The sequence below is a fragment of the Ruegeria sp. AG1 genome (genome assembly GCF_056541705.1).
In genome coordinates, this window is record NZ_JBQFYU010000006.1 from 47,632 (window position 1) to 69,667 (window position 22,036).

Annotated in this window: 23 protein-coding genes; 9 read left to right on the forward strand and 14 right to left on the reverse strand. The window is 59.7% G+C overall.

Annotation, left to right across the window (positions count from 1 at the left end; all coding sequences use genetic code 11):
- Positions 1-6: 6 nt before the first annotated feature.
- Positions 7-1,188, reverse strand: coding sequence for an aminotransferase class I/II-fold pyridoxal phosphate-dependent enzyme (locus tag ACR0B5_RS10425; protein ID WP_480540255.1), 1,182 nt, complete (start codon positions 1,186-1,188; stop codon positions 7-9).
- A 109-nt stretch (positions 1,189-1,297) separates the two neighbouring features.
- Entirely contained in the window at positions 1,298-2,626 is a 1,329-nt protein-coding gene (locus ACR0B5_RS10430; protein WP_480540256.1) for an amidase, read from the reverse strand.
- 87 nt (positions 2,627-2,713) lie between these two features.
- Between ACR0B5_RS10430 and ACR0B5_RS10435 the strand changes: the two genes are divergently transcribed.
- Positions 2,714-3,940 (forward strand): FAD-dependent monooxygenase, encoded by a 1,227-nt coding sequence (locus tag ACR0B5_RS10435; protein WP_480540257.1) that lies wholly within the window; start codon positions 2,714-2,716, stop codon positions 3,938-3,940.
- A gap of 25 nt (positions 3,941-3,965) precedes the next feature.
- Here ACR0B5_RS10435 and ACR0B5_RS10440 read toward each other — a convergent pair whose 3' ends face one another.
- From ACR0B5_RS10440 to ACR0B5_RS10465, 6 genes are all read right to left on the reverse strand, one after another.
- Entirely contained in the window at positions 3,966-4,151 is a 186-nt protein-coding gene (locus ACR0B5_RS10440) for a Trm112 family protein (protein WP_170460087.1), read from the reverse strand.
- Positions 4,148-4,789, reverse strand: a complete 642-nt coding sequence (locus tag ACR0B5_RS10445) for an LON peptidase substrate-binding domain-containing protein (RefSeq protein WP_480540258.1) — start codon at positions 4,787-4,789, stop codon at positions 4,148-4,150. The genes ACR0B5_RS10440 and ACR0B5_RS10445 overlap by 4 nt, the downstream gene beginning before the upstream one ends.
- A gap of 27 nt (positions 4,790-4,816) precedes the next feature.
- Positions 4,817-5,734, reverse strand: coding sequence for a thioredoxin (gene trxA, locus ACR0B5_RS10450; protein WP_475218443.1), 918 nt, complete (start codon positions 5,732-5,734; stop codon positions 4,817-4,819).
- 76 nt (positions 5,735-5,810) lie between these two features.
- Positions 5,811-6,599 carry an exodeoxyribonuclease III gene (locus ACR0B5_RS10455; RefSeq protein ID WP_480540259.1) on the reverse strand — a complete coding sequence of 263 codons (789 nt, stop codon included), beginning with the start codon at positions 6,597-6,599 and terminating at the stop codon, positions 5,811-5,813.
- A 125-nt stretch (positions 6,600-6,724) separates the two neighbouring features.
- Complete coding sequence (locus ACR0B5_RS10460; RefSeq protein ID WP_480540260.1) at positions 6,725-7,096, reverse strand: VOC family protein; 372 nt, start codon at positions 7,094-7,096, stop codon at positions 6,725-6,727.
- Between the two features lie 359 nt (positions 7,097-7,455).
- Positions 7,456-8,142 carry a response regulator transcription factor gene (locus ACR0B5_RS10465; protein ID WP_170375588.1) on the reverse strand — a complete coding sequence of 229 codons (687 nt, stop codon included), beginning with the start codon at positions 8,140-8,142 and terminating at the stop codon, positions 7,456-7,458.
- Between the two features lie 162 nt (positions 8,143-8,304).
- On the opposite strand from ACR0B5_RS10465, the gene ribA reads away from it, so the two are divergent.
- Positions 8,305-9,399: a GTP cyclohydrolase II gene (ribA, locus tag ACR0B5_RS10470; protein ID WP_480540261.1), complete on the forward strand. Its 1,095-nt coding sequence runs from the start codon at positions 8,305-8,307 to the stop codon at positions 9,397-9,399.
- Positions 9,396-9,896, forward strand: a complete 501-nt coding sequence (locus ACR0B5_RS10475; protein WP_480540262.1) for a L,D-transpeptidase family protein — start codon at positions 9,396-9,398, stop codon at positions 9,894-9,896. The genes ribA and ACR0B5_RS10475 overlap by 4 nt, the downstream gene beginning before the upstream one ends.
- On the opposite strand, the gene ACR0B5_RS10480 is transcribed toward ACR0B5_RS10475, so the two are convergent.
- Together ACR0B5_RS10480 and ACR0B5_RS10485 are read right to left on the reverse strand one after the other, a co-directional pair.
- Positions 9,880-10,539 (reverse strand): YggS family pyridoxal phosphate-dependent enzyme, encoded by a 660-nt coding sequence (locus tag ACR0B5_RS10480; RefSeq protein WP_480540263.1) that lies wholly within the window; start codon positions 10,537-10,539, stop codon positions 9,880-9,882. The genes ACR0B5_RS10475 and ACR0B5_RS10480 overlap by 17 nt on opposite strands.
- Before the next feature lie 103 nt (positions 10,540-10,642).
- Entirely contained in the window at positions 10,643-11,716 is a 1,074-nt protein-coding gene (locus tag ACR0B5_RS10485) for a porin (protein WP_480540264.1), read from the reverse strand.
- 281 nt (positions 11,717-11,997) lie between these two features.
- Here ACR0B5_RS10485 and ACR0B5_RS10490 point away from each other — a divergent pair, with 281 nt between their 5' ends.
- The 4 genes from ACR0B5_RS10490 to holA all read left to right on the forward strand — a co-directional run bounded on the left by ACR0B5_RS10490 (position 11,998) and on the right by holA (position 16,627).
- Positions 11,998-12,486: a DUF3576 domain-containing protein gene (locus tag ACR0B5_RS10490; protein WP_170376039.1), complete on the forward strand. Its 489-nt coding sequence runs from the start codon at positions 11,998-12,000 to the stop codon at positions 12,484-12,486.
- A 73-nt stretch (positions 12,487-12,559) separates the two neighbouring features.
- Positions 12,560-15,112 carry a leucine--tRNA ligase gene (gene leuS / locus ACR0B5_RS10495; RefSeq protein WP_480540265.1) on the forward strand — a complete coding sequence of 851 codons (2,553 nt, stop codon included), beginning with the start codon at positions 12,560-12,562 and terminating at the stop codon, positions 15,110-15,112.
- Positions 15,099-15,602: an LPS assembly lipoprotein LptE gene (lptE, locus tag ACR0B5_RS10500; protein WP_170666101.1), complete on the forward strand. Its 504-nt coding sequence runs from the start codon at positions 15,099-15,101 to the stop codon at positions 15,600-15,602. The genes leuS and lptE overlap by 14 nt, the downstream gene beginning before the upstream one ends.
- Complete coding sequence (holA, locus tag ACR0B5_RS10505) at positions 15,599-16,627, forward strand: DNA polymerase III subunit delta (RefSeq protein WP_480540266.1); 1,029 nt, start codon at positions 15,599-15,601, stop codon at positions 16,625-16,627. Before lptE ends, holA begins: the two co-directional genes overlap by 4 nt.
- Here holA and ACR0B5_RS10510 read toward each other — a convergent pair.
- Positions 16,624-17,802, reverse strand: a complete 1,179-nt coding sequence (locus ACR0B5_RS10510) for a TIGR03862 family flavoprotein (RefSeq protein ID WP_480540555.1) — start codon at positions 17,800-17,802, stop codon at positions 16,624-16,626. The genes holA and ACR0B5_RS10510 overlap by 4 nt on opposite strands.
- 46 nt (positions 17,803-17,848) lie before the next feature.
- Between ACR0B5_RS10510 and ACR0B5_RS10515 the strand changes: the two genes are divergently transcribed.
- Positions 17,849-18,145, forward strand: a complete 297-nt coding sequence (locus ACR0B5_RS10515; protein ID WP_170483195.1) for an HNH endonuclease — start codon at positions 17,849-17,851, stop codon at positions 18,143-18,145.
- Between the two features lie 100 nt (positions 18,146-18,245).
- Here the strand turns inward: ACR0B5_RS10515 and ACR0B5_RS10520 are convergent, their stop codons facing one another.
- Genes ACR0B5_RS10520 through ACR0B5_RS10530 form a run of 3 tightly spaced genes read right to left on the reverse strand, consistent with a single transcriptional unit; the run spans position 18,246 to position 20,328 of the window.
- Complete coding sequence (locus ACR0B5_RS10520; RefSeq protein WP_480540267.1) at positions 18,246-18,977, reverse strand: VOC family protein; 732 nt, start codon at positions 18,975-18,977, stop codon at positions 18,246-18,248.
- Between the two features lie 2 nt (positions 18,978-18,979).
- The gene (locus ACR0B5_RS10525; protein WP_480540268.1) at positions 18,980-19,588 is read right to left on the reverse strand and encodes an enoyl-CoA hydratase/isomerase family protein; all 609 of its coding nucleotides are present in this window, start codon (positions 19,586-19,588) and stop codon (positions 18,980-18,982) included.
- Positions 19,585-20,328: an SDR family oxidoreductase gene (locus tag ACR0B5_RS10530; protein ID WP_480540269.1), complete on the reverse strand. Its 744-nt coding sequence runs from the start codon at positions 20,326-20,328 to the stop codon at positions 19,585-19,587. The genes ACR0B5_RS10525 and ACR0B5_RS10530 overlap by 4 nt, the downstream gene beginning before the upstream one ends.
- Before the next feature lie 139 nt (positions 20,329-20,467).
- On the opposite strand from ACR0B5_RS10530, the gene ACR0B5_RS10535 reads away from it, so the two are divergent.
- Positions 20,468-21,988 carry a DUF2125 domain-containing protein gene (locus ACR0B5_RS10535; protein ID WP_480540270.1) on the forward strand — a complete coding sequence of 507 codons (1,521 nt, stop codon included), beginning with the start codon at positions 20,468-20,470 and terminating at the stop codon, positions 21,986-21,988.
- The last annotated feature ends 48 nt before the right edge of the window (positions 21,989-22,036 follow it).

Below are 22,036 nucleotides of genomic sequence, written 5' to 3' on the forward strand. Positions count from 1 at the left end.
CGTACCTCACGAATAGATGCAGTCACGAAGCTTGATCAGCCCCTGCTGCAACTCTTTTTTTGGAGCCACCAAAGCGGCCCGGATAAATTGCTCTCCCGGGTTTTGCCCCGGATCACCCTGAGAAAGATATGCGCCCGGCAGGACCCGAACGCCGGTCTCCTGCCACAGCTTCAATGCGGTTTCTTCGCCGTTCTCGACTGGCAGCCACAGGAAGAACCCGGCCTCGGGCGGCATGTAGCCCTGCAGGCCCGAGAAGACCTCATCCGCGATGGCGTATTTTTCTTGATAGAGCGCGCGGTTCTGGGCCACATGCGTCTCGTCGGCCCAGACGCGCGCGGCAGCAGCCTGCAACGGCAGCGGCAATGGCGCACCCGCGTAATTTCGCAGCTGTTTGACCCGTTTGATACTATCCGGACCGCCAGCAATCAGGCCCGAGCGCAGCCCGGCCAAGTTCGAACGCTTGGACAGAGAGTTGAACAGCAAAACCCGCTCAGGATCAGCACCCAGCTCTTGTGCGACGGTCAAAGCACCAGTTGGGGCCTCATCGCGGTAGATCTCGGAATAGCATTCATCGGCGAAAATGCGGAAATCGTATTTCTCGGCCAACCCGATCAACTCGGCCCAATAGTCGCGCGAGGCGACGGCCCCCTGCGGGTTCGCAGGCGAGCAGATATAGGCGGCAACCGTCCGGTTCAGCACATCCTCAGGCAGGTTGGCATAGTCCGGCAAATGGCCAGTCGCGGCGGTGGCGGACACGAAGTAAGGCTGCGCCCTGACCGAGATCGAGGCGACCATATAGACCTGATAAAAGGGGTTCGGACACAGAATGATCGGATCCTGCCCGTTCTTCTGTTCGGGGCACAGCGCCATAGCGGCATTGTACAGCCCCTCACGCGTGCCGTTCAGGGCCATCACGTTGGTATCGGGGTTCATCGTCACGCCATAGCGGCGCTTGATCCAGTCGGTGATCGAACCACGCAGCTCAGGCGAGCCTTCATTCGGGGGGTAGCCCTGAAACCCGGCTGCGTTTTCCGTGATGACATCTGTGACCCAAGCGGGGAAGTCATGCATCGGCGCACCGATGGTCATGTGAATCACGTCTCCGCCCGGTTGATGGTGGTCCAACAGGGTGCGCAGACGCGGGAATGCGTATTCCGGTAGGTTCGAAAACCGCTCGGGGAAATTCATATCTACTGCCTCAATATCGGGATCGTTTTCGCCCCGTTTGATTGGCAGATTACAGATCAGACCCCGCCCCGTCCAGACAAAGAGGTTCCGAATCAGGGGATTGTGGCATTCACGCCAATGCGGTTTCCGCCGCTGATCCAAGCCGCAGTAGTGCTTCTTCCGAGCCGGGATAGCCCAGCATCATCAAGCCACAACCCGCAGTTCCCGTCGGAAGGGTCAACGCCGCAAGACCCATCAGATTGCCAATACGCGTATTGCGCAGGGCCAGCAGATTCTCGGTCACGTAGTAGTCGTGATCGCTGAGGAGCCGTTCCAGGTTGGGCGGCAGGATGGGTGCGGTTGGGGCCAGAACCCCATCAAACTCGGCGGTCGCCGCGTCCCATGCCGCACGGCAGGCCTTGAGCTTAGACCACGCGGCCACATAGTCGGGGCCTGGAACATCTTTCCCGGTGCGGAACCGTTCAAGAATCTCGGGATACATCGCCTCGGGGTTGGCTTCGATGACGTCTTTCCACAGCCCGTAGGCCTCAGTCGTGTAGAGAACACCCGAAAGCGCCATAGCATCGTGCAGTTCAGGCACCTCCAGCGGCACAATCTCGGCCCCAGCATCGCGCAAACGATCCAGCGCATCGTCGAAGGCCTGTCGCGGCGCATCGCGCAGGTCGTCCTTGGCGACGTTCTGCAACTCGGCAAAGCGGCGGCCTTTCAGGCTGGCACCCCGCAGATCCGCAGGTGTGCCGCCTTCCAGCATGGCCAGCATATGGGCGGCATCTTCGACGGAACGCGCCAGAGGGCCAACCGTGTCGAACCGCAGACAAAGTGGCACGACCCCTTCAAGGCTGAGCCGCCCGGCCGTGGTTTTCAGCCCCACCAGATTGTTCCAGGCTGCCGGGATTCGCACCGACCCACCCGTATCCGAGCCAATCCCGCAGGCCGCCAGCCCCCAAGCCACCGAGGCCCCAGCCCCCGAGGATGACCCGCCCGGCACAGCATCCTCATCATCCACACAGGGCGGCGTGTCCGTGATCGGGTTCAAACCTAGCCCCGAAAACGCCAACTCGCTCATGTGAGTTTTGCCGAGGCACACGGTGCCCATGGCCGTTGCGTTGCGCAAAACCACCGCGTCCGCGTCCGGCACGCGCCCTTTCAACAGGGCCGAGCCCGCCTCAGTCCCGATACCAGCCGTGTCGAACAGATCCTTCCAACTGATCGGCACGCCATCCAGCAAGGACCGACGCAGGCCCAAGGCGGCGCGCTCTTTCGCGGCTTTCGCCTCAGACCGGGCGCGGTCATGGGTGACGCGCGCATAGATACGGTCGCGATGGGGATGGGCGTCAATGGCGGCCAGATAGGTCTCGGTCAATTCAACGGGGTCGATTTGCCCCATACCGATACCACGGCCCAAATCACAGGCCGTCATGGTTAGCCATTCCTGCATCACACCCCTCCTTGCGTCTGACTTTCTGGGACGGTAGCGACAGGACCGCACATGGACAATCCCGAAAGGGCGCGCATATTGCAGGGCATGACACAGGCATCGAAAATCCTGATCGTGGGCGGAGGCCTCAACGGCGCGGCCCTTGCATTGGCACTTGCGCAAACAGGGCATTCTGTTTGCGTGATTGACACGTTGGGTGAAAAGGTCCGCAAAAACGCCGCGTTTGACGGGCGGTCTTATGCGCTGGCGCTGGCCTCCAAACGGTTGCTTGACGCAATCGGCGTGTGGGCGCGGGTCGAGGAACATGCCCAGCCCATGCTTGAGATCAAGGTCACCGACGGCCATGCGGGTATCGGGCCGTCACCCTTTTTCATGCATTTCGACCATGCCGAGATCGAGGAAGGCCCCATGGGCTATATGGTCGAAGATCGCCACCTGCGCCGCGCGTTTCTTGAGGCGATGGCAAAAGACAAAGCGATCACCCAGATCAACGGCAGAACGGTCGTTTCGCAACAGGTTGATGCAACTGGCGTGACGTTGACGCTGGATGATGGTGCGAGGGTTGAGGGTCATCTGATCGTAGGCTGCGACGGGCGCAGTAGCGGAACCGCGGCCCGCGCCGGGATCAAGCGTACCGGCTGGGATTACGGCCAGACCGCCCTCGTCTGCGCGATTGAACACGACCTGCCGCATCACGGCATTGCCCATCAGTTCTTCATGCCCCCCGGCCCGCTTGCGATCCTGCCACTGACCGGCAATCGTAGCTCGATCGTCTGGAGCGAACGCACCGAAGCAGCACAGCGCATCAACGCTTTGCCTGAGGCCGAATACCTGCAGGTCTTGCGCCCTCGGTTCGGGGATTTTCTGGGCGATATCCGCCTGCAGGGTGACCGCTTTACCTATACGCTGAACCTGACCATCGCCAATTCCTTCATCTCGGATCGCCTAGCCCTTGTCGGCGACGCCGCACACGGGATGCACCCTATTGCAGGCCAGGGCCTGAATGCCGGGCTGCGGGACGTGGGCGCCTTGGCCGAAGTGCTGACCTTGGCCGGACGGCGCGGCGAGGATATCGGCTCGGTTCTGGTGCTGGAGCGCTATCAGGAATGGCGGCGGTTCGACACGGCCTCGCTAGCGATGGCGACCGATATGTTCAACAAGCTGTTTTCGAATGACAACCCGCTGCTGCGCCTTGGGCGGGACATCGGGATGGGCATTGTCGGATCCCTGCCCGGCCTGCGCCGGGGCTTTGTTCGCGAAGCCGCCGGGTTGACCGGCGACGTGCCGAAGCTGTTGCAAGGACGGGAAATCTAGAGCGTTCTTGAGCGTTCAGAACCGCTCAGTCCAGCGCGCGGGCCTCATCTACCAGCATCACGGGGATGCCGTTGCGGATCGGAAAGGCCAGACCGGCGGCCTTCGACACCAGCTCTTGCTTGTCAGCATCATAGTGCAGCGTCGTATGCGTCTGAGGGCAGATGAGCGCCTCAAGCATGTGGCGGTCGAAAGCGTGTTCAGGCTCGCTCATTGCAGTTTTTCCTCGTTTGATCCGCCCCGCAGCGCGAATTCGATCAATGTCACTAGCGTCTCGCGCCTTGTACGCAGGCAGGGGGCCTCCAGTAGGGCCTGTTTGTCTTCCGGATCAAAATCCATCAGCATCGACAGCGAATTCACCAAAAGCTCATCATCTGCTTCTTTCAGCGAGTCCCAATCCGTCGACAGATCACGCGATTCGAAGAAGCGTTCCAGCAGGTTCAGAAAGCGGCTGCGGTCGAACACATCGTCCTTCTCGGCCTTGCCAAGATCGCGGTCAAACCCCTCCCAGGACACTTCGCACCGGCGGTAAGGCGTGAATGCATCCAGTTCGGACTTGATGCGGAATCGGGAAACACCGGTCAGAGTGATCAGATAGCGGCCATCCTCAGTCTCTGAGAATTGCGTGACACGACCGGCGCAACCAATGCGATGCAGTTTTGTGTCATCGCTCAGCGAGGGGTTCGGCTGAACCATTCCGATCAGCCGCTCCTTTGTTTTCAAGGCATCGTCAAGCATCTGCAGGTAGCGTGGCTCGAAGATGTGCAACGGCAATCGAGACCGGGGCAGCAGCAACGCCCCGGGCAGTGGAAACACGGATATTGTATCCGGCAAGTCGGCGGGATGAATCATAGACCCGAGTCTAGCTCTGATCCGAAATTAGGCAAATATCATCGAGCTGAGTTTGCGCCGCCCGTTCAGAACAATCGGATCGTTAGGCTTGAGCGCATCGAAGATCGTGAACAACTGCGTTTTGGCGGCGCCCTCGTTCCACTCACGATCGCGGCGGAACAGCTCCAACAGTTGCGTCACAGCCTCTTCCACATCGCCATTGGCATGTAGGGCCTGTGCGAGATCGAACCGAGCCTGATGATTGTCCGGCTCGGCCTCAACGGCTGCGGTCAACTCAGCCACCGGGCCCGCATCCGCCGCCTGCTTGGCCAATTCCAACTGGGCATGGGCAGCTTCGAGTTCCGGAGCGTTTGAGATCTCGGCAGGCGCACCGTTCAGGATCGCCTCGGCCTGTTCCAGATCATCCGAGGCAATATGCGCACGCACCAGACCACCATAGGCAGCGGCATGGTTGGGGTCTTCGCCCAGAATCGCGGCAAAGGTCTGCGCCGCATCCACGGCTGCGCCTTCTGCCAGCATTTCCTCGGCTGCTTGTACGGCATCCTCCAGTTGACCACCGGGGCTTTCGCCACCGGCCGCCTCGATCACGCGGTCGATAAAGGCCTTGATCTCGGAACCCGGCAAAGCGCCTTGAAAGCCGTCCACCGGCTGACCCTTGAAGAATGCATAGACGGTTGGGATCGACTGAATGCGCATCTGAGACGCGATCATTTGCGCCTCATCTACGTTAATTTTGACCATCTTGACCGCGCCTTTGGCCGCGGTCACCGCCTCTTCAAGCGCGGGGCCAAGCGTCTTGCACGGGCCGCACCAAGGTGCCCAGAAATCCACGATCACCGGAATTTCCTGCGACGCCTCGACAACATCCTCCATAAAGGTGGCTTCGCTGCTGTCCTTGATCAGATCGGTGGCTGAGGTGCTTTCCGCGCCGCTCAGAAGGTCCATGGCATTCACTCTCCGGTTCAAACGTGCGCCCTATATGCAGTCCCTTGCTGCAGAAACCAAGAGCCGAGTTGCAAGTCTAAAGGTCGAAACTGGCGAAAACGGGGGCGTGGTCGCTTGGTTTTTCCCACCCGCGCGCATCGCGCAGGACACGGCTGGAATGCCCCGCGTTCGAGATATCCGGCGTGGCCCAAACGTGATCCAGTCGCCGGCCCTTGTCAGCAGCGTCCCAATCGCGCGCCCGGTAGGACCACCAACTATAAAGCTGCCCTTCAGGGATGTCCTGCCGGGTGATATCGACCCAACCGCCCGCATCTTGTGTTTCAGCCAATGCCTCAACCTCGATCGGCGTGTGTGAGACGACCTTGAGCAGTTGTTTGTGCGACCACACATCATCCTCGCGCGGGGCGATGTTCAGATCGCCGACCAGAATGGATTTCTCGGGCTTCTCAGTGTGGAACCAGTTGCGCATATCGCTGAGATAGTCGAGCTTTTGCCCGAACTTCTCGTTCACCTCACGATCCGGTACATCCCCGCCTGCTGGGACGTAGAAGTTTTGGATGGTGACGCCATTTTCCAACCGCGCGGCGATGTGACGAGCATGGCCGAGACCGGCAAAATCCTTGTCGCCGACCTCCTCCATCGGGATGCGCGACAGGATGGCGACCCCATTGTAGCCCTTCTGCCCACGGGCCACCATGTGGGTGTACCCCAGTTCCGCAAACCCTTCGGTCGGGATCTTTTCAACCGGAGATTTGCATTCCTGCAAACACAGCACGTCCGGAGCCTCTTCCTGCAGCAATTTCAGCACGATAGGCTCGCGCAAGCGGACCGAGTTTATGTTCCAGGTAGCAAGGGTGAAGGGCATGATAGGGGAATCCTCTGTCGAAGCCGGGCTTGGCGTGGCACGGCGTTGGGCGCCACGAGAACAGGCCACAAACGGCTAGGGTTCGTCAATGACTGCTATGCGGGCGATACGAGCTTTTGCTGCGATCAGTCCACGTCGCCGAAATAGACGAAACTCATTTTGTTGCCATCAAGGTCCCGAACGTAAGCTCCATAGAAGTCAGGGCCATATTGCGGGCGTGGTCCCGGCTCCCCTTCGTTGGTTCCGCCAGCAGAGAGAGCCGCCGCATGGGCTGCCTGAACTTCTTCTTCACTTTCACAAAGCAAACCGACCATATTCCCATTGCCTGGCGTTGCTGCTTCCTTGTTGAACGGCGGCGCGACCCAAATCCGTCCACCACCGCGCAGACCATAGCAAAATCCATGGGGCATGAATTCCATGACCACCGTTCCACCAATCAAGGGCAGGACGGCATCGAAGTAATCCCTCGCCTTTGCTACATCGTTTGAACCGGTCATCACGTAATTTAGGGACATAGTATACCTCGCGAAATTGATGGAACATATCAGGAACAAATGACATTCCGTCGACCGTAGTGCAACCCCTGAATTGCGGAGGTCGCGAAAGGCCCCATGCCTCAGACACTGGTTCAACTGACGCATCTTGCCGATTGAACAAACATTTTCTGAGCGTGTAGTGATAGGCAGCCCAACGCCGGGGCATGAGCGATTGTGGACACGCTCAACGAAAAAAGCCGGGCCATCTGGCCCGGCAGTCCAACAGGGAGGTACATGTCATTACCCGGACATGCACGGGTTGGGAGTAACCTAATTATGACTTCAGGGTATCACTTTGATCCAAATCAATCCACCTCGGATCAAGATACCAGTCGATATCCACCTGACTCTGTGACCAAAAGGCGAGCATTTGACGGATCAGGCTCGATCTTCTGACGCAGGCGGTAGATGTGCGTCTCCAGCGTGTGAGTCGTAACACCCGCATTGTAGCCCCAGACCTCATGCAGCAGGACATCGCGCGCCACCACGCCATCGGTCGAGCGGTAGAGGAACTTGAGGATGTTGGTTTCCTTCTCGGTCAGACGGATTTTCCGGTCTTCCTCGGTGATCAGCATCTTCATTGCAGGCTTGAACGTGTAAGGGCCAAGCACGAATACGGCGTCTTCGGACTGTTCATGCTGGCGCAGTTGGGCGCGAATACGGGCCAGCAGAACCGGGAACTTGAACGGCTTGGGGACATAGTCATTGGCACCGGCATCCAGACCCAGGATCGTGTCGGCATCACTGTCATGGCCCGTCAGCATCAGGATCGGGCTTTTGACACCCTGCTTACGCATCAGGCGGCACAGCTCTCGACCGTCCGTGTCGGGAAGACCCACATCCAGAATCACGAGGTCGTAGATCGCTTCGCGTGCACGCTCCATTGCGGACGCTCCGTCAGAGGCTTCGAACACGTCGAAATCCTCGGTCATCACGAGTTGCTCGCTGAGCGCCTCGCGCAGGTCCTCGTCATCATCCACTAATAGGATTTTCTTGAGCTGAGCCATTCTTGGGTCCTCCAAAGCCTTTCCCATCACTTGCGTGTGGAATATGCAATCAACAAGATTTACTGCAACCGTCTCACGCCTTCGTGTCAGACGCAGCGGAAATGTTTCACAATTCCAGCCGAAAGCGCTAGGAAAAGGGTCGAACGTTATAGGGTAACATAGATGAGTCTCATCCCCGATATCACCGAATTGCTGGCGCGCGCGCGGGCTGACCTGCGGATGGGCGTGCCAATCGTGCTGGTGGATGACAATGGCGGCAGCGTTCTGGCCATCTCGGCCGAGACGATCACGCCCCAACGACTTGCCGATCTGCGCAGTTTGGGTGGGGCACCTGTGGTGGCCATCACCGGGCGACGGGCGGAAACGCTAAAAGCACGCGCTTACGATGGCGATCTGGCGCGGGTGTTGATCCCGGCAGATGCAGACATGGCATGGGTGCAGGCCGTAGCGGACCCATCAGACGATCTGAATGCGCCGATGAAGGGCCCGCTGATGACCGAAAGGCAGGGCAAGGCCAATCTGCATCGCATTGCCATCGCGTTGGCCAAATCCGCCCGATTGCTGCCTGCCGCCGTGGTGCTGCCGGTCGAAGACGGTCGTAATTTCGTGGCAACCTACGGTTTGACCTGCATAGATCACTCCCGGGCCGCGCCGCATCTTGCAGATCGCAGCGCCCTGCACCCGGTTGTCGCCGCGCGCTTACCAATGGAAGTTTCTGAAGCTGGCCGGTTGCACGTTTTCCGCCCCGAAGACGGCGGGGAAGAGCATTACGCGGTCGAGGTCGGGCGACCGGATCGCAGTAAACCCGTCTTAGCACGGCTTCATTCGGCGTGTTTTACAGGCGACATCATGGGCAGCCTGAAATGCGACTGCGGCCCTCAGCTGCGCGGCGCACTGGCTCAGATGGGTACCGAGGGTGCAGGCGTGTTGCTCTATCTGAACCAGGAAGGGCGCGGAATCGGACTGGCCAACAAGATGCGCGCTTATTTCCTGCAGGATCAGGGCTTTGACACGGTCGAAGCCAACCATCGCCTTGGATTTGAAGATGATGAGCGCGATTTCCGCCTCGGGTCGGATATTCTGAAATCGCTGGGCTTCAGCTCGGTCCGGTTGCTGACCAACAATCCCGCGAAGATCGCCATGATGGAGCGCACGGGGATCGCCGTCGCCGAGCGGGTTCCGCTGAAAGTCGGGGAAACCGCCCACAACCGCGGATATCTTGAGACCAAGGCCGCGAAATCCGGGCATTTGCTGTGACACCCGCAGATTTGGTGCTGACCCCGCGGGGCATTCGTTTCCGGGGGCGGTCCTTTCCCTGCTCAATCGGGAAAGGCGGGCGGAGTACTAGTAAATGCGAAGGCGATGGCGCCACGCCGGTCGGTGTTCATCGCATTGTCGGCATGCTCTACCGCGCGGACCGGATCACGGCCCCCACGTCATGGGCTATTCCGATCGGCGCGCAAGACCTGTGGTCAGACGATTCGAAGGACAGTCGTTATAACCAACTGGTCACCGCCCCCTATCCGTTCAGCCATGAACGGTTGCGCCGCGCGGACCCTCTCTATGACTTGGTGCTGCTGACCGATTGGAACTGGCCGAATGCGGTGCCGGACAAAGGCTCTGCCATCTTCCTGCACCAATGGCGGAGACCGGGTTATCCGACCGAGGGCTGTGTCGCCTTCCGGCGCGATCACCTGCGCTGGATAGCCAAGCGGGTCACGCCCGGCACCCGCCTGATCATTCCTGAGGTCTGACCCGTTCGCCAAAAATGGCCGATCCGACACGCACATGGGTGGCCCCTAGCGCAATCGCCTGTTCGAAATCGCCGCTCATGCCCATCGAAAGACCCTCGAGGTCATTGCGAGCGGCAATCTTCGCCAGCAATGCAAAATGCAGCGCGGGTTCTTCCTCGACCGGCGGGATGCACATCAGACCGCGTATGGGCAGGTCCAGCGCCCGGCATTCTGCAATGAACCCATCCGCATCTGCGGGAAGGATACCCGCCTTTTGTTCCTCTTCCCCCGTATTGACCTGGATGAACAGGTCCGGACAGGACCCCAACTCCTGTGCCAACCGTGCCAGAGTCTTCGCCAGTTTCGGGCGATCGACCGAGTGGATGGCATCGCAAAGCTCCATCGCCTGACGGGCTTTGTTGGTTTGCAATGGGCCGATCAAGTGTAGATCAATTCCTTCGAATTGTTCCTTGAACGCGGGCCACTTTCCGGCTGCCTCCTGCACGCGGTTCTCGCCAAAGCACCGATGACCCTGTTCCAGCACATCCTGCACACGCTCGTTTGGTTGCACCTTGGATACGGCAATCAGCTTCACCGACTCGGCAGCCCGCCCGGCTTTGGCTTCGGCTTTTGCGATACGGGCGGAAATCTCTGACAGCGACATGGCGATCCTCAAATCTGATTTGCAGCGAGACAAACACCAAGTCGGTGCAAAAGAAAAGGGCGGGTCCGAAGACCCGCCCTAGAACCGTGTGGTTCAGATCAACTTAGAAGTTGAACTGGGCACCAAAGTCGGCGCGGACAAAGCTGTCTGCTTCACCTTCTTTGATCTGGCCGATACCACCGCGCAGCGATACACCGCCACCCAGGTCGTAGTGAGCGCCGATACCAACGTTGCGGGTATCGCCATCAGCCGAACCGTCACCGTAGACGAACTGGATGGTGGTCGCAGCGCCAACGTTGTAGGCAACCGACAGACCGTATGCAGTGCCGTCGGTGGCATCTACTTCGGTGTTATCGTCTGCAACAAACAGAGTACCTGCGAAGTCACCAAACTCAGCACCCAAGGTGAAAACGAGCAGGCTTGGGTCGTCACCCGAACCACCGTCGGTCTGACCGTAGGCCAGAGCGGCAGTGATGTTGTCGAAGGTGTAGGTCGCGCTGATGTCCCAACGGTCTCCATCTTCTTCGGTCAGGTCAAGTGTACCCACGGTTGCTGGCGGAACCGGAGCAACAGGGTTGCTTGCGGTGATGGTTGCAGCTTGGTCATACGACGCACCGAATGCGAAGTCACCAACAGCGTACTGGAAGAAGACGCCGTTTACGCCTGCACCGGTCGAGCTGTAGGTTGCGAAGCTATAGTCAACACCCGAGTACTGACCCAGGAATGTTTCCAGACCAACTTCGTAGCCGTAGTAGTTTGCAAGGTTGTCGAACGAACCGGCGATGTTGCCAGCGTCAACACGCAGACCACCGAAGATAACCGAGTAACGTGCGCCGTTCAGCTGAGCTGTACCAGCTTCGCCTTGGCCATCGTCGTCAGCCTGTACACGAATACGACCTTCGAAGCGAACGCCGCCATCGGTTTCTGCGATGCCGTCAATGTTCAGACGGAAGCGCGAAACCAGGATAACGTCGTCAGACTCAGTCGTACCTGCATACGACACATCATCGGAAGTACCCGGTACGCCGTCGGCGCCAGCATCGGTAAGGGTGGTGGTTTGCGTACGGTCTTCCTGGTAACCCAGACCAAACCGGCCGTAACCGCTGAAGTTAACTTCAGCTGCTGCAACGCCTGCGGTCGCTACCAGCGCCGTCGTTGCGAAGAGAACTTTTTTCATCTTGTTTCCCTCGGTTTCAAAAAGTTTTTCTACTCGACACATGCAAAGCATATGTCTCAGCACGGACATCGTTTCGCTCTTTTCCCCCCCTTTGTGCAAGGTTGGCCTAAATACCGGGACCGCATTGAAGTTGGATTGGTGCAAGGATGCCACAGTCCTGATCACCGCCCTGTCACGCGGATATAGTGGGATTTGATAAGAATAGGCTTGTTGCGCAAAGGGTCCTTGGCTAGGAGTAGCTTCCAATGACCGCAATTATAGCGAAACAGGACCGACCAACGATGCGCTTGCCGACGACTTTGGGTTTGATCTTTCTGACTGCAACTCTTGCAGCGTGCGGACAGAATCGCAGCGCCGTTACGAACCCGGACCTACTTACTTCCAACAGCACCCGCACCGATGAGCGCGAGCTGGATGATCCCGAACGTACGTCGATCTGGGATATCTTCGGCCCCAACAACGCCGAGCAGACCACAAACGTAAACCGTTACCTATGGGCGGCGTCGCTGGATGTTCTGAATTTCCTGCCCGTGCAAGAGGTTGATCCCTTTACGGGTGTAATCGTAACGGGTTACGGCACCCCTCCGGGCGGTGGGCGGCAGTATCGCGCCACCGTGCATATAAGTGACCCGGCGCTTGCCGCGCGCTCCCTTTCGGTTGCGCTGCAGTCCAGCGGGGGCTCTCCGGTCAGCGCCGCAACCACCCGCGCGGTCGAGGATGCGATCCTCTCGCGCGCAAGACAGCTACGGATTGCAGACAACAAGTTCTAGCAACCCGATCAAAATCGCTCTAAAGACCACGCCGGGTTCCTACCCGGCGTTTTCAGTTACGAAGGACCGCATGATGTCGCGCTACTCGGCCAGTGAAATCGAAGCAAAATGGCAAGAGGCCTGGGACAAGGCCGGAATCTTCACCGCCGACCACAAGGCGGACAAGCCGAAATACTACGTGCTTGAGATGTTTCCCTACCCATCTGGCCGAATCCATATGGGGCATGTGCGCAACTATACGATGGGCGACGTGATCGCACGGCACAAGCTGGCGACCGACCATAACGTCTTGCACCCGATGGGATGGGACGCGTTCGGGATGCCGGCAGAAAACGCCGCGATGGCGATTGGCGGCCATCCCAAAGACTGGACCTATGGCAACATCGCCGACATGCGCGGGCAGATGAAACCTCTGGGCCTGTCGATCGACTGGTCGCGCGAATTCGCCACCTGTGACCCGGAATATTATGGCCAGCAGCAAGCGCTGTTCCTCGATATGCTCGAAGCCGGTCTGGTTTATCGCAAGAACGCCGTCGTGAACTGGGACCCGGTCGATATGACCGTTCTGGCCAATGAGCAGGTTGAAAACGGGCGCGGCTGGCGTTCGGGCGCGCTGGTGGAACGGCGCGAGCTGACGCAATGGTTCTTCAAGATCTCGGACTATTCCGAGGAATTGCTGGACGCGCTAGACGCGCTTGAAAACTGGCCCGCCAAAGTCCGCCTGATGCAAGAGAACTGGATCGGCAAGTCGCGTGGCCTGCAATTTGGCTTTGAACGCACCGACGGAGGTGAGCCGATCACCGTCTATACGACTCGCCCCGACACCCTGCTGGGCGCGTCTTTTGTCGGTATCTCACCAGATCACCCGATTGCCAAAAAGCTTGAGGCCGAAAACCCGGAAATCGCTGAATTCGTTTCTGAATGCCGCAAGGGTGGTACCACCGAAGAAGCGATCGAGACCGCCGAGAAGCTGGGCTATGACACTGGCATCAAGGTGAAGCACCCGCTGGATCCGAATTGGGAACTACCGGTCTGGATCGCGAACTTCATCCTGATGGATTACGGCACCGGCGCGATCTTCGCCTGCCCGGCCCATGACCAACGCGATCTGGATTTCTGCCGCAAATACGGCCTGCCCGTGGTCGATACGTTCTTTGCGCTGGACGATGAGTCTCCGGTCGACAAGCTCGCATTCGTTCCGCCGAAAACCGAGAAAGTCCGCTGGGTGAACCACTTCGCGGGCCTGACCGAGGCAACCGGAGAAGAGGCCATCAACGCCACCGTCGATTTTGCTGAAAAGGCGGGTTGGGGCGAAGGCGTCACCAAATTCCGTCTGCGCGACTGGGGTCTGAGCCGCCAGCGCTACTGGGGCTGCCCGATTCCCGTGGTTCACTGCGAAAAATGCGGCACGGTACCCGAGAAGAAAGAGAACCTGCCGATCGAGCTGCCCTATGATGACGGCAACGGCAAAGCCATCGACTTCTCGATCCCCGGCAATCCGCTCGACCGCCACCCCAGCTGGCGGGATACGCCCTGCCCGTCCTGTGGCGCACCGGCCAAGCGTGAAACAGACACGATGGACACGTTCGTCGATTCGTCGTGGTACTATGCCCGCTTCACCGCTCCGCGCGCGGAAACCCCGACCGATCTGGCCGAGGCCGAGTACTGGATGAATGTCGACCAGTATATCGGCGGTATTGAGCATGCGATTCTGCACCTGCTCTATTCCCGCTTCTTCGCCCGTGCGATGCAGATCACCGGCCACCTGCCGCAAAAGGCCATTGAGCCGTTCAATGCGCTGTTCACTCAGGGCATGGTCACACATGAGATCTACCAGACGCGCGACGCTAACGGCCGCCCGATATATCACCTGCCCGAGGATGTGACCGACGGCAAATTGGCCGATGGCACCGAGGTCGAAATCATCCCTTCGGCCAAAATGTCGAAATCCAAGAAAAACGTTGTGGACCCGGTCAGCATCATCTCGGCATTCGGTGCAGATACCGCCCGTTGGTTCGTGTTGTCCGATTCGCCACCCGAGCGCGACGTGGAATGGACAGCCTCTGGCGCCGAGGCCGCATTCAAGCACCTTAGCCGTGTCCATCGCATCGCCTCCGAGATCGCCGAGTCGGATGTGCCGGCCAATGGTGAAGACGAAACCCTGATGCGCGAGATGCACAAAGCGATCCATGATGTTTCGGGGGGAGTCGAATCCTTTGGCTTCAACGCCTCCATCGCCAAGCTTTATGCGTTCACCAATACTCTGGCGAAGTCGAAAGCAGGGACCGAGGCCAAGCGCGAAGCCGCTAAGACTTTGGCACAGTTGATGTCGCCAATGACGCCGCATCTGTCCGAGGAACTCTGGCAGCTGCTGGGTGGTGAGGGTCTTGTGGCAACAGCTGCTTGGCCGATCGCGGATGAGGCGATGCTGGTCGATGACACCATCACCCTGCCGATCCAGATCAACGGCAAACGCCGCGCGGAAATCAGCGTTCCCAAGGATATGCCCAAGGATGAGGTTGAAAAAATCGCACTCAGCACCGAAGCTGTGCAAAAGGCGTTGGAGGGATCCGCGCCGAAGAAGGTGATTGTTGTCCCGGGCCGGATCGTGAATGTCGTCGTTTAACCGCAGAAGTTTTTTGTTTGCCCCGCTGGCTGCCTGTTTTCTTGGGGCCGCCTGCGGGTTTGAACCGATCTATGCGCCCGGTGGGGCGGGGTCGGAACTCTTTGGTAGGGTTGAAGTATCGGCCCCGAACACGGTCGAGAGTTACCTGCTGGTTCAAAACCTCGAACAAAAGCTGGGGCGCAGTGCGACGTCGGGCAATGCCTACCGTCTGGATGTCCGTGTTGAGACCGCCGTCCAGGCTGCTGCGATCACGTCCACCAACGAAATCAACCGTTTGTCCATCGACGGGCGCGCCGAATACACGCTGAAATCGAATGAAACCGGGCAGATTCTAGCCTCGGGCGAAGTCACGGATTTCGTGGGCTATTCGGCGGCAGGTTCCACCGTTTCGACCCTGGCGGATGAGCGCGACGCCCGAGAGCGCCTGATGGTGATTCTGTCCGACCAGATCGTCAATCGCCTCTATGCGACGCCGGGCCTGACCTCATGAGGTTGAGCCCGCGCGAGGCTGACGGGTATTTTGCCAGACCGGACGCGAACAAGACCGGGTTGCTGATCCACGGCGCCGACACTATGCGCGTGGCTTTGAAGCGCCAACAGGTGCTGACCGCGCTGCTTGGTGCAAACGCCGAAGAAGAAATGCGCCTGACCCGGATGCCCGGCGGCGATCTGCGCGGCGACCCAGCGCTATTGCTGGATGCGATCAAAGCGGTTGGATTTTTCCCCGGCGCCCGCGCGGTGTTCGTGGAAGAGGCAACAGATACCGCCGCGCCCTCGATCCTCGCCGCGCTTGAGGATTGGGCCCCCGGCGATGCTCAGATCATCGTGACAGCAGGCCAGCTGAAAGCCAGCTCGAAAATCCGCAAGGCCTTCGAATCGCACCCGGCGGCCTATGCGGTGGGCATTTACGACGATCCGCCCTCTCGGGCCGAGGTTGAACGCATTCTGACTCGGGCCGGCTTGCAGAACATCCCGCGCGACGCGATGTCGGCGCTGGGAGAGTTGGCGGTCAGCCTCAGCCCCGGTGATTTCACCCAAACGGTCGAGAAGCTGTCGCTGTATAAACGCGGCGACGAGAGCGAACTCAGCCTCGAAGACATCGAAGCCTGCGCGCCCCGCTCGACCGAGGCCGCGCTGGATGATGTATTGAACGTGGTCGCCGAAGGCCGTGCCGGAGAGATCGGGCCGCTGATCCGTCGCCTGCAGGCGCAGGGCACCAATGGGGTGACGCTGTGTATCGGCGCGACCCGGCATTTCCGTACGCTTTACGCTTGCGCTTCCGACCCCGGTGGGGCGGCGCAAGGGATTGGCAAGTTGCGCCCGCCCGTCTACGGCAAAAGACGCAACCGTATTTTACGGCAGGCTCAAGGGTGGGGCGCGCCAAAGCTGCAGACGGCGCTGACAGTGCTGACAGATACCGACCTGTCGCTACGCTCGGCCGGACAAACGGCCCCCACGATTGCCTTGGTCGAACGCGCGATGATCCGGCTGGCAATGCTGGCCCGGTCGCGTTAGCGGTTCAACCAGTCGCCCGCCGACCTTCCTGCCCAGCGCCCCGTCGCCAGACAGGCCGTGAGAAGGTAGCCGCCAGTGGATGCCTCCCAATCCAACATCTCTCCGGCGCAGAACACACCGGGCATCGCGGTCAGCATCAATCCGTCGGTCAATGCAGCGCGTGTGATGCCTCCGGCGGTCGAGATCGCCTCATCCATCGGGCGCAATCCTGCGTGGTGTACCGGCAGGGCCTTGATCAACGCCGCCACGTCGTCGGGTGTAGTTGGAAGGGGGCGGGCGAACTCCATAAGCAACGCGGTTCGCACCGGCCCGAGTTTCAGAGCTTTGCGCAGGTGATTGGACAGGCTCATTTTGCCGCGCGGTTTTGCTAGGCGTGCGGCCACTTCTGAGACAGGCAGGTCAGGCATCAAATCGATCGTCAGGGGCGCACCCTCTCGCACGGGCTTGCAGATGGAGTAGACGCCCCCGCCTTCCAAGCCGCGGGCAGAGATCACCGCTTCACCGCGTGTGCGCTGGGTTCCGGCTTGCAGCGCGACCCCTTTGATCGGCGCCCCGAAATGCGCAGTCATGTGATCCGACCAGTCGACCAAAAGCCCAGCATTTGCAGGTGCAAACGGCGCGAGTTGCACACCCTTCGCCGCCAGCCATGGTGCCCAGGTCCCGTCCGAGCCTAACCGCGCCCAGCTGGCCCCGCCCATGGCGAGCACGGTTGCGTCGGGCTGCAGCTGTTGCGCGCCATCAGGCGTGTCAAAAACCAGCGCATCGCCCTCCCACCCCGTCCAGCGCCAGCGGGTTTGTATCTCGACACTTCTATCCGCAAGACGCGCCAGCCATGCACGCAGCAAGGGTGAGGCTTTCATAACGGTCGGAAAAACACGGCCTGTTGAGCCGGTGAAAAGCTCTTGTCCCAAGTCGCGCGCCCAGTCCTGCACGGCCTGCGCGTCGAACTCGGCCAGCATCGGGCGCAGCCAGTCTGCGGCCTCATCATAAGATTGGATCAGTGTCTCAAGGGGTTCATCCTTAGTCAGGTTCAGACCCGACTTTCCGGCCATCAGAAACTTGCGCGCGACCGAGGGCTTGGCCTCGGCCACTAGAACCGAGTGACCGGCAACGGCAAGCTGCTCGGCCGCCATCAACCCGGCCGGTCCTGCCCCGATCACCACTGCCTGCGCCATCTTCGCCCTCTTGCCTTCGCCGCCCGCAGGCGCATCATTCCCAACCATGACGAACAGCGATCCGATCTGCCCGCTTTGTGACCGCCCCATTCCCGATGGCGGCGGCAGCCTGCATCATCTGATCCCAAAACTCAAAGGAGGCAAGGGCGGACCGACCGTTCTGCTACACCAGATCTGCCACAAAGAGGTCCACGCCACCCTGTCCGAAGCCGAGCTGGCGCGCAGCTTCAACACGGTCGAGGCCCTGCGCGCCCATCCAAGGCTTGAGAAATTCCTGAACTGGGTTCGCAAACGCCCGCCCGGTTTCCGGTCGAAAGTTCCGGGCAAACGGCGCGGGCGCTGATCAGATCGCTTTGCGTTTGATTTGAATCGAAATACGCTGCCTCTCCCTGCGGTCGAACGCGCATTTCGATGATCTCACCTAAAGTAAAACGCAAAACGCTTTAGCCGGGCAGAACCGGATCGCCAAAAGCATCCGAAAGTGCGGCGGGCAGACCCTCGACCTCGATCCCCTGATAGTCGGGAACAGGCGCGAATTGGGCTCCTTGCACATGCTGGAACTCGAGCGTTGTGTAGGGTCGTTTCCAGAGCCATTCGCGATTCTCAACCGCCCAAAGGTCAGGATCGGGCGGAGCCTCATGCGTGAAGGCATAGAAATTCAGGTCAAACCCATAGGTCGCCACATCCTGCATCGACAGAAGCTTCATACCCTGAGCACGACAGAACGCATCCTCGGCGGCGATATCCCCTGTGCGCAAGGTGATCTGACCCACTCGTGCGCCGGCGAACGGGGCCCCAGGGTCGGCGGCATTTTCCGGGCGGTTGCCTTCAAAATCATGCTGCAAAAGCTCGATCACAAAGCCTTCGGGGTCGCTGAGATGCGCCATGTACCCAATATCGAGGAACTGACGCGGCTCACTGACAGCATAGCCTTTGGCCCGCAGTGTATCGGCGGCCAGATCGACATCGGGCAGAGTGATCCCGATCTTCCAATAGCGATGCCCCTGATCGTGGGAATACCCCCTACCGCCCGGTAGCAGCAGCAGATCAGCATCTTCACCGACATATCCTACACGCCGGGAATCGCCGATTTCCTGCACGGACATACCCAAAACATCCCGATAGAACCCGGCCAGTCGAGCCGGATCAGCGACGCGCAGCCTGACTGCGGACAATCTCAGCGACAAAGCTCTGCAATCCCTGCTGCGATCTCTGGTTTTGCCGCCAGGCTGTCGGCCACCAGCGCGCGCGCCGTCGACATCAGATCGTCAGGCGAGACGATGCGATCCACCAGACCGAACGCATAGGCCTCCTCCGCCGAGATCTTCTGGCCCGACATCAGAATCAGCTTGGTGCGCGCCGGGCCGATCATTGCGGCCATGCGCTTGGGATCGGAGGGTTGCGGCAGAAAACCAAGCTTCATCACCGGATAGAAGAACTTGGCCGAAGGCACCGCGATTCGCAGGTCGCAGGCCAAGACCATGCCGTTTGCACCGCCCGCCAGCGTTCCGTTCAATGCCGCAACGGTCAGGCATGGCAGTGCCGCGATTGCACCTGACAACCGCTCCCAGACGTCCGACGTGGCAAGCCCCGCTCGGGCTTCTTCCAGGTCAGCACCGGCGCTGAAGACCTTGCCCGCACCGGTCAGGATCAAGGCGCGCGCCTCAGTCGCGGCCTCGGCGATTTCGGCCAGTTCGGTCAGCATCGCGCCGGTCAGTGCGTTGGCCTTGCCCGGATTGTCGATCGTGACGGTCCACAATCCGTCTTCCTTGGTCAGTTCAATCAAGTCAGGTCGATCCTTTGGCGAATGTCGTCTTGGCGCAGGGAAATCTCGGCCCCCAGATATTCGTCGGCGTCCGAAGAACACATCCACAGCAATGCCCGTGCGGGCCAATCCGCCGGGATGTGAACATCCCAGTCCAGCTGGCTGACAGGGTTGATGCCGCTGGCCTTGATGACGCGCTGCATATCGGTTGCCACTGTTCCTGGCGACAGGCCCATGGCGCGGATACCGTTATGAGCCTCTTCCAGATGCAGACATTCCGTCAGCATTTTCGCACCGGCCTTCGAGGCGCAATAGTGGCTCCAGGCCTCAACCGGGTTCGAGGCGGCGCCTGAGGAAACGGTCAGAACCGTCCCTCCACCCGCCGCCCGCATCACTGGCAGAGCGGCACGCATCCCGTAGAATACGCCTTTGAGGTTGATATCAATGGCCTGGCTCCAGGCGCTGACATCGGCATTTGACAGGTGAAAGATCGGCTCGATCACACCGGCATTGCCGATCAAAACGTCCAAACCGCCGAAACGCGCGACGCAATCGGCCACCGCCTGTTCGACCTGCGCGAAATCGCTGACGTCGCAGGCCAGTGCCATCGCATTGTCGCCCAACGCAGCCGCAAGCGTATCAATTTGATCACGACTACGGGCCACCAGCGCGACATTCGCCCCCGCTGCGGCAAACACGCGCGCGGCCTCGGCGCCGATTCCACGGCTGGCCCCTGTTATGAGTACTGTTTTTCCCTGCATTTAACGCTCCTCACGTCTTGGGCTGACCTTTGGCTACAGGCGTAACGCGGAAACGGGGAAAGGGTCCAGCCCTTGCCCCCTTGACGATGCCTGCCACAAGCCCGACCATGCGCGCAAATTGATCAAGAAGGGTTACCTTATGTCTGTTTTCATCCGCCGCAGCTGTGGCACCGTTCTGGCCTATGCCGTCGCAACTCAAGGTGCATATGCCGACCTGACTGCAAATGACGTCTGGAACGACTGGCAAGAGTATTTCCGGTCCGTAGGTTACACGGTCGAGGGCGAACCCAGCAGCGCTGGCGATGTCATGACCATCAACGACATGACCCTGTCCATGGACTTCCCTGAAGAGGACGGCCAGTTCCAGATGACCATGCCCGAGGTCACGTTGACCGAAAACGGCGATGGCACCGTCAACGTCGGCTTCCCCGGTAGCTTTCCGATGGTCATTTCGGGCGGTGTCGAAGATGAAAAGTTCACAGCAAACCTGACCTACAGCCAGACAGATCTGGAAATGGTTGTGTCAGGTGATCCTTCCGACATGACCTATGACTACACGGCGGCAGCCCTCGGGATTGTGTTGGATTCGATCGAGGGCGGAGACGAGCCAATTCCCGAAGATGCGCTGGAAGGTGGTATCGAATTTACAGGTATGGCTGGCACATCGCGCATGCTGATCGGCGACAATCGCGAGATCACGCAGACGCTCGACGCCGACCAAATGGCCTATAAGTTTAGCTTCAAAGACCCTGAAACCGGGGAATCGGGGTTGATTGACGGGGTACTGAACGGCCTGACATCCAGCGGCGACAGTGTCCTGCCCTCTGGGTTCGATCTGGCTGATCCGCAGGCATTGTATGACGCAGGCTTCGCCTTTTCCGGCATGGTCGCCTATGGCTCGGGCAAGACAGACATCAGCGGCGTCAGCGAAGGTGAGCAATTCACCATGGCAAGCTCGTCCCAAGGTGGTCGACTTGAGGCCAGTGTAGATGGCGAACGTGTGGCCTATGACCTTGAACAGAATGACGCGAAACTGGCAGTGACCACCGGTGACCTGCCCTTCCCGATTGAGATCGCAATGGCGAAGGCGGGTCTGAACCTGGACATCCCAGTGCAAGAATCGGAGGAAGCTGCGCCCTTTGCCTTTGGCCTGAACCTGACCGATTTCACCATGTCTGACGTCCTTTGGAGCATTTTCGACCCGGCGGGCAACCTACCGCGCGATCCGGCCACCATTGCGCTGGACACGACCGGCACGGCGAAAGTTCTGTTGAACATCTTCGATCCGGAACAAGCTGCTGCGCTTGAAGAAGAAGGCGAAGTCCCTGCCGAGCTGCATTCGCTGAAAATCAACGAATTGCTGGTCTCGATGGTTGGCGCGCGCTTGACCGGGGATGGTGATTTCACGTTGGACAACGAGAACCTCGACGAATTCGGCATGCCCATTCCGACGGGTGTTGCGAACCTGCAATTGGTTGGGGCCAACGCGCTTATCGACAAACTGATCGGCATGGGCCTGATGTCCGACAACGACGCCTTGGGTGCGCGTATGATGATGGGCATGATGGCCGTTCCGGGCGATGAACCCGACACACTGAATTCGACAATCGAATTCACTGAAGACGGTCAGATTAAGGCCAATGGTCAGCGCATTAAGTGATGATATCCGGGAGGGCCGCAGGTGATCGGCCCTCCCACACAATACCGT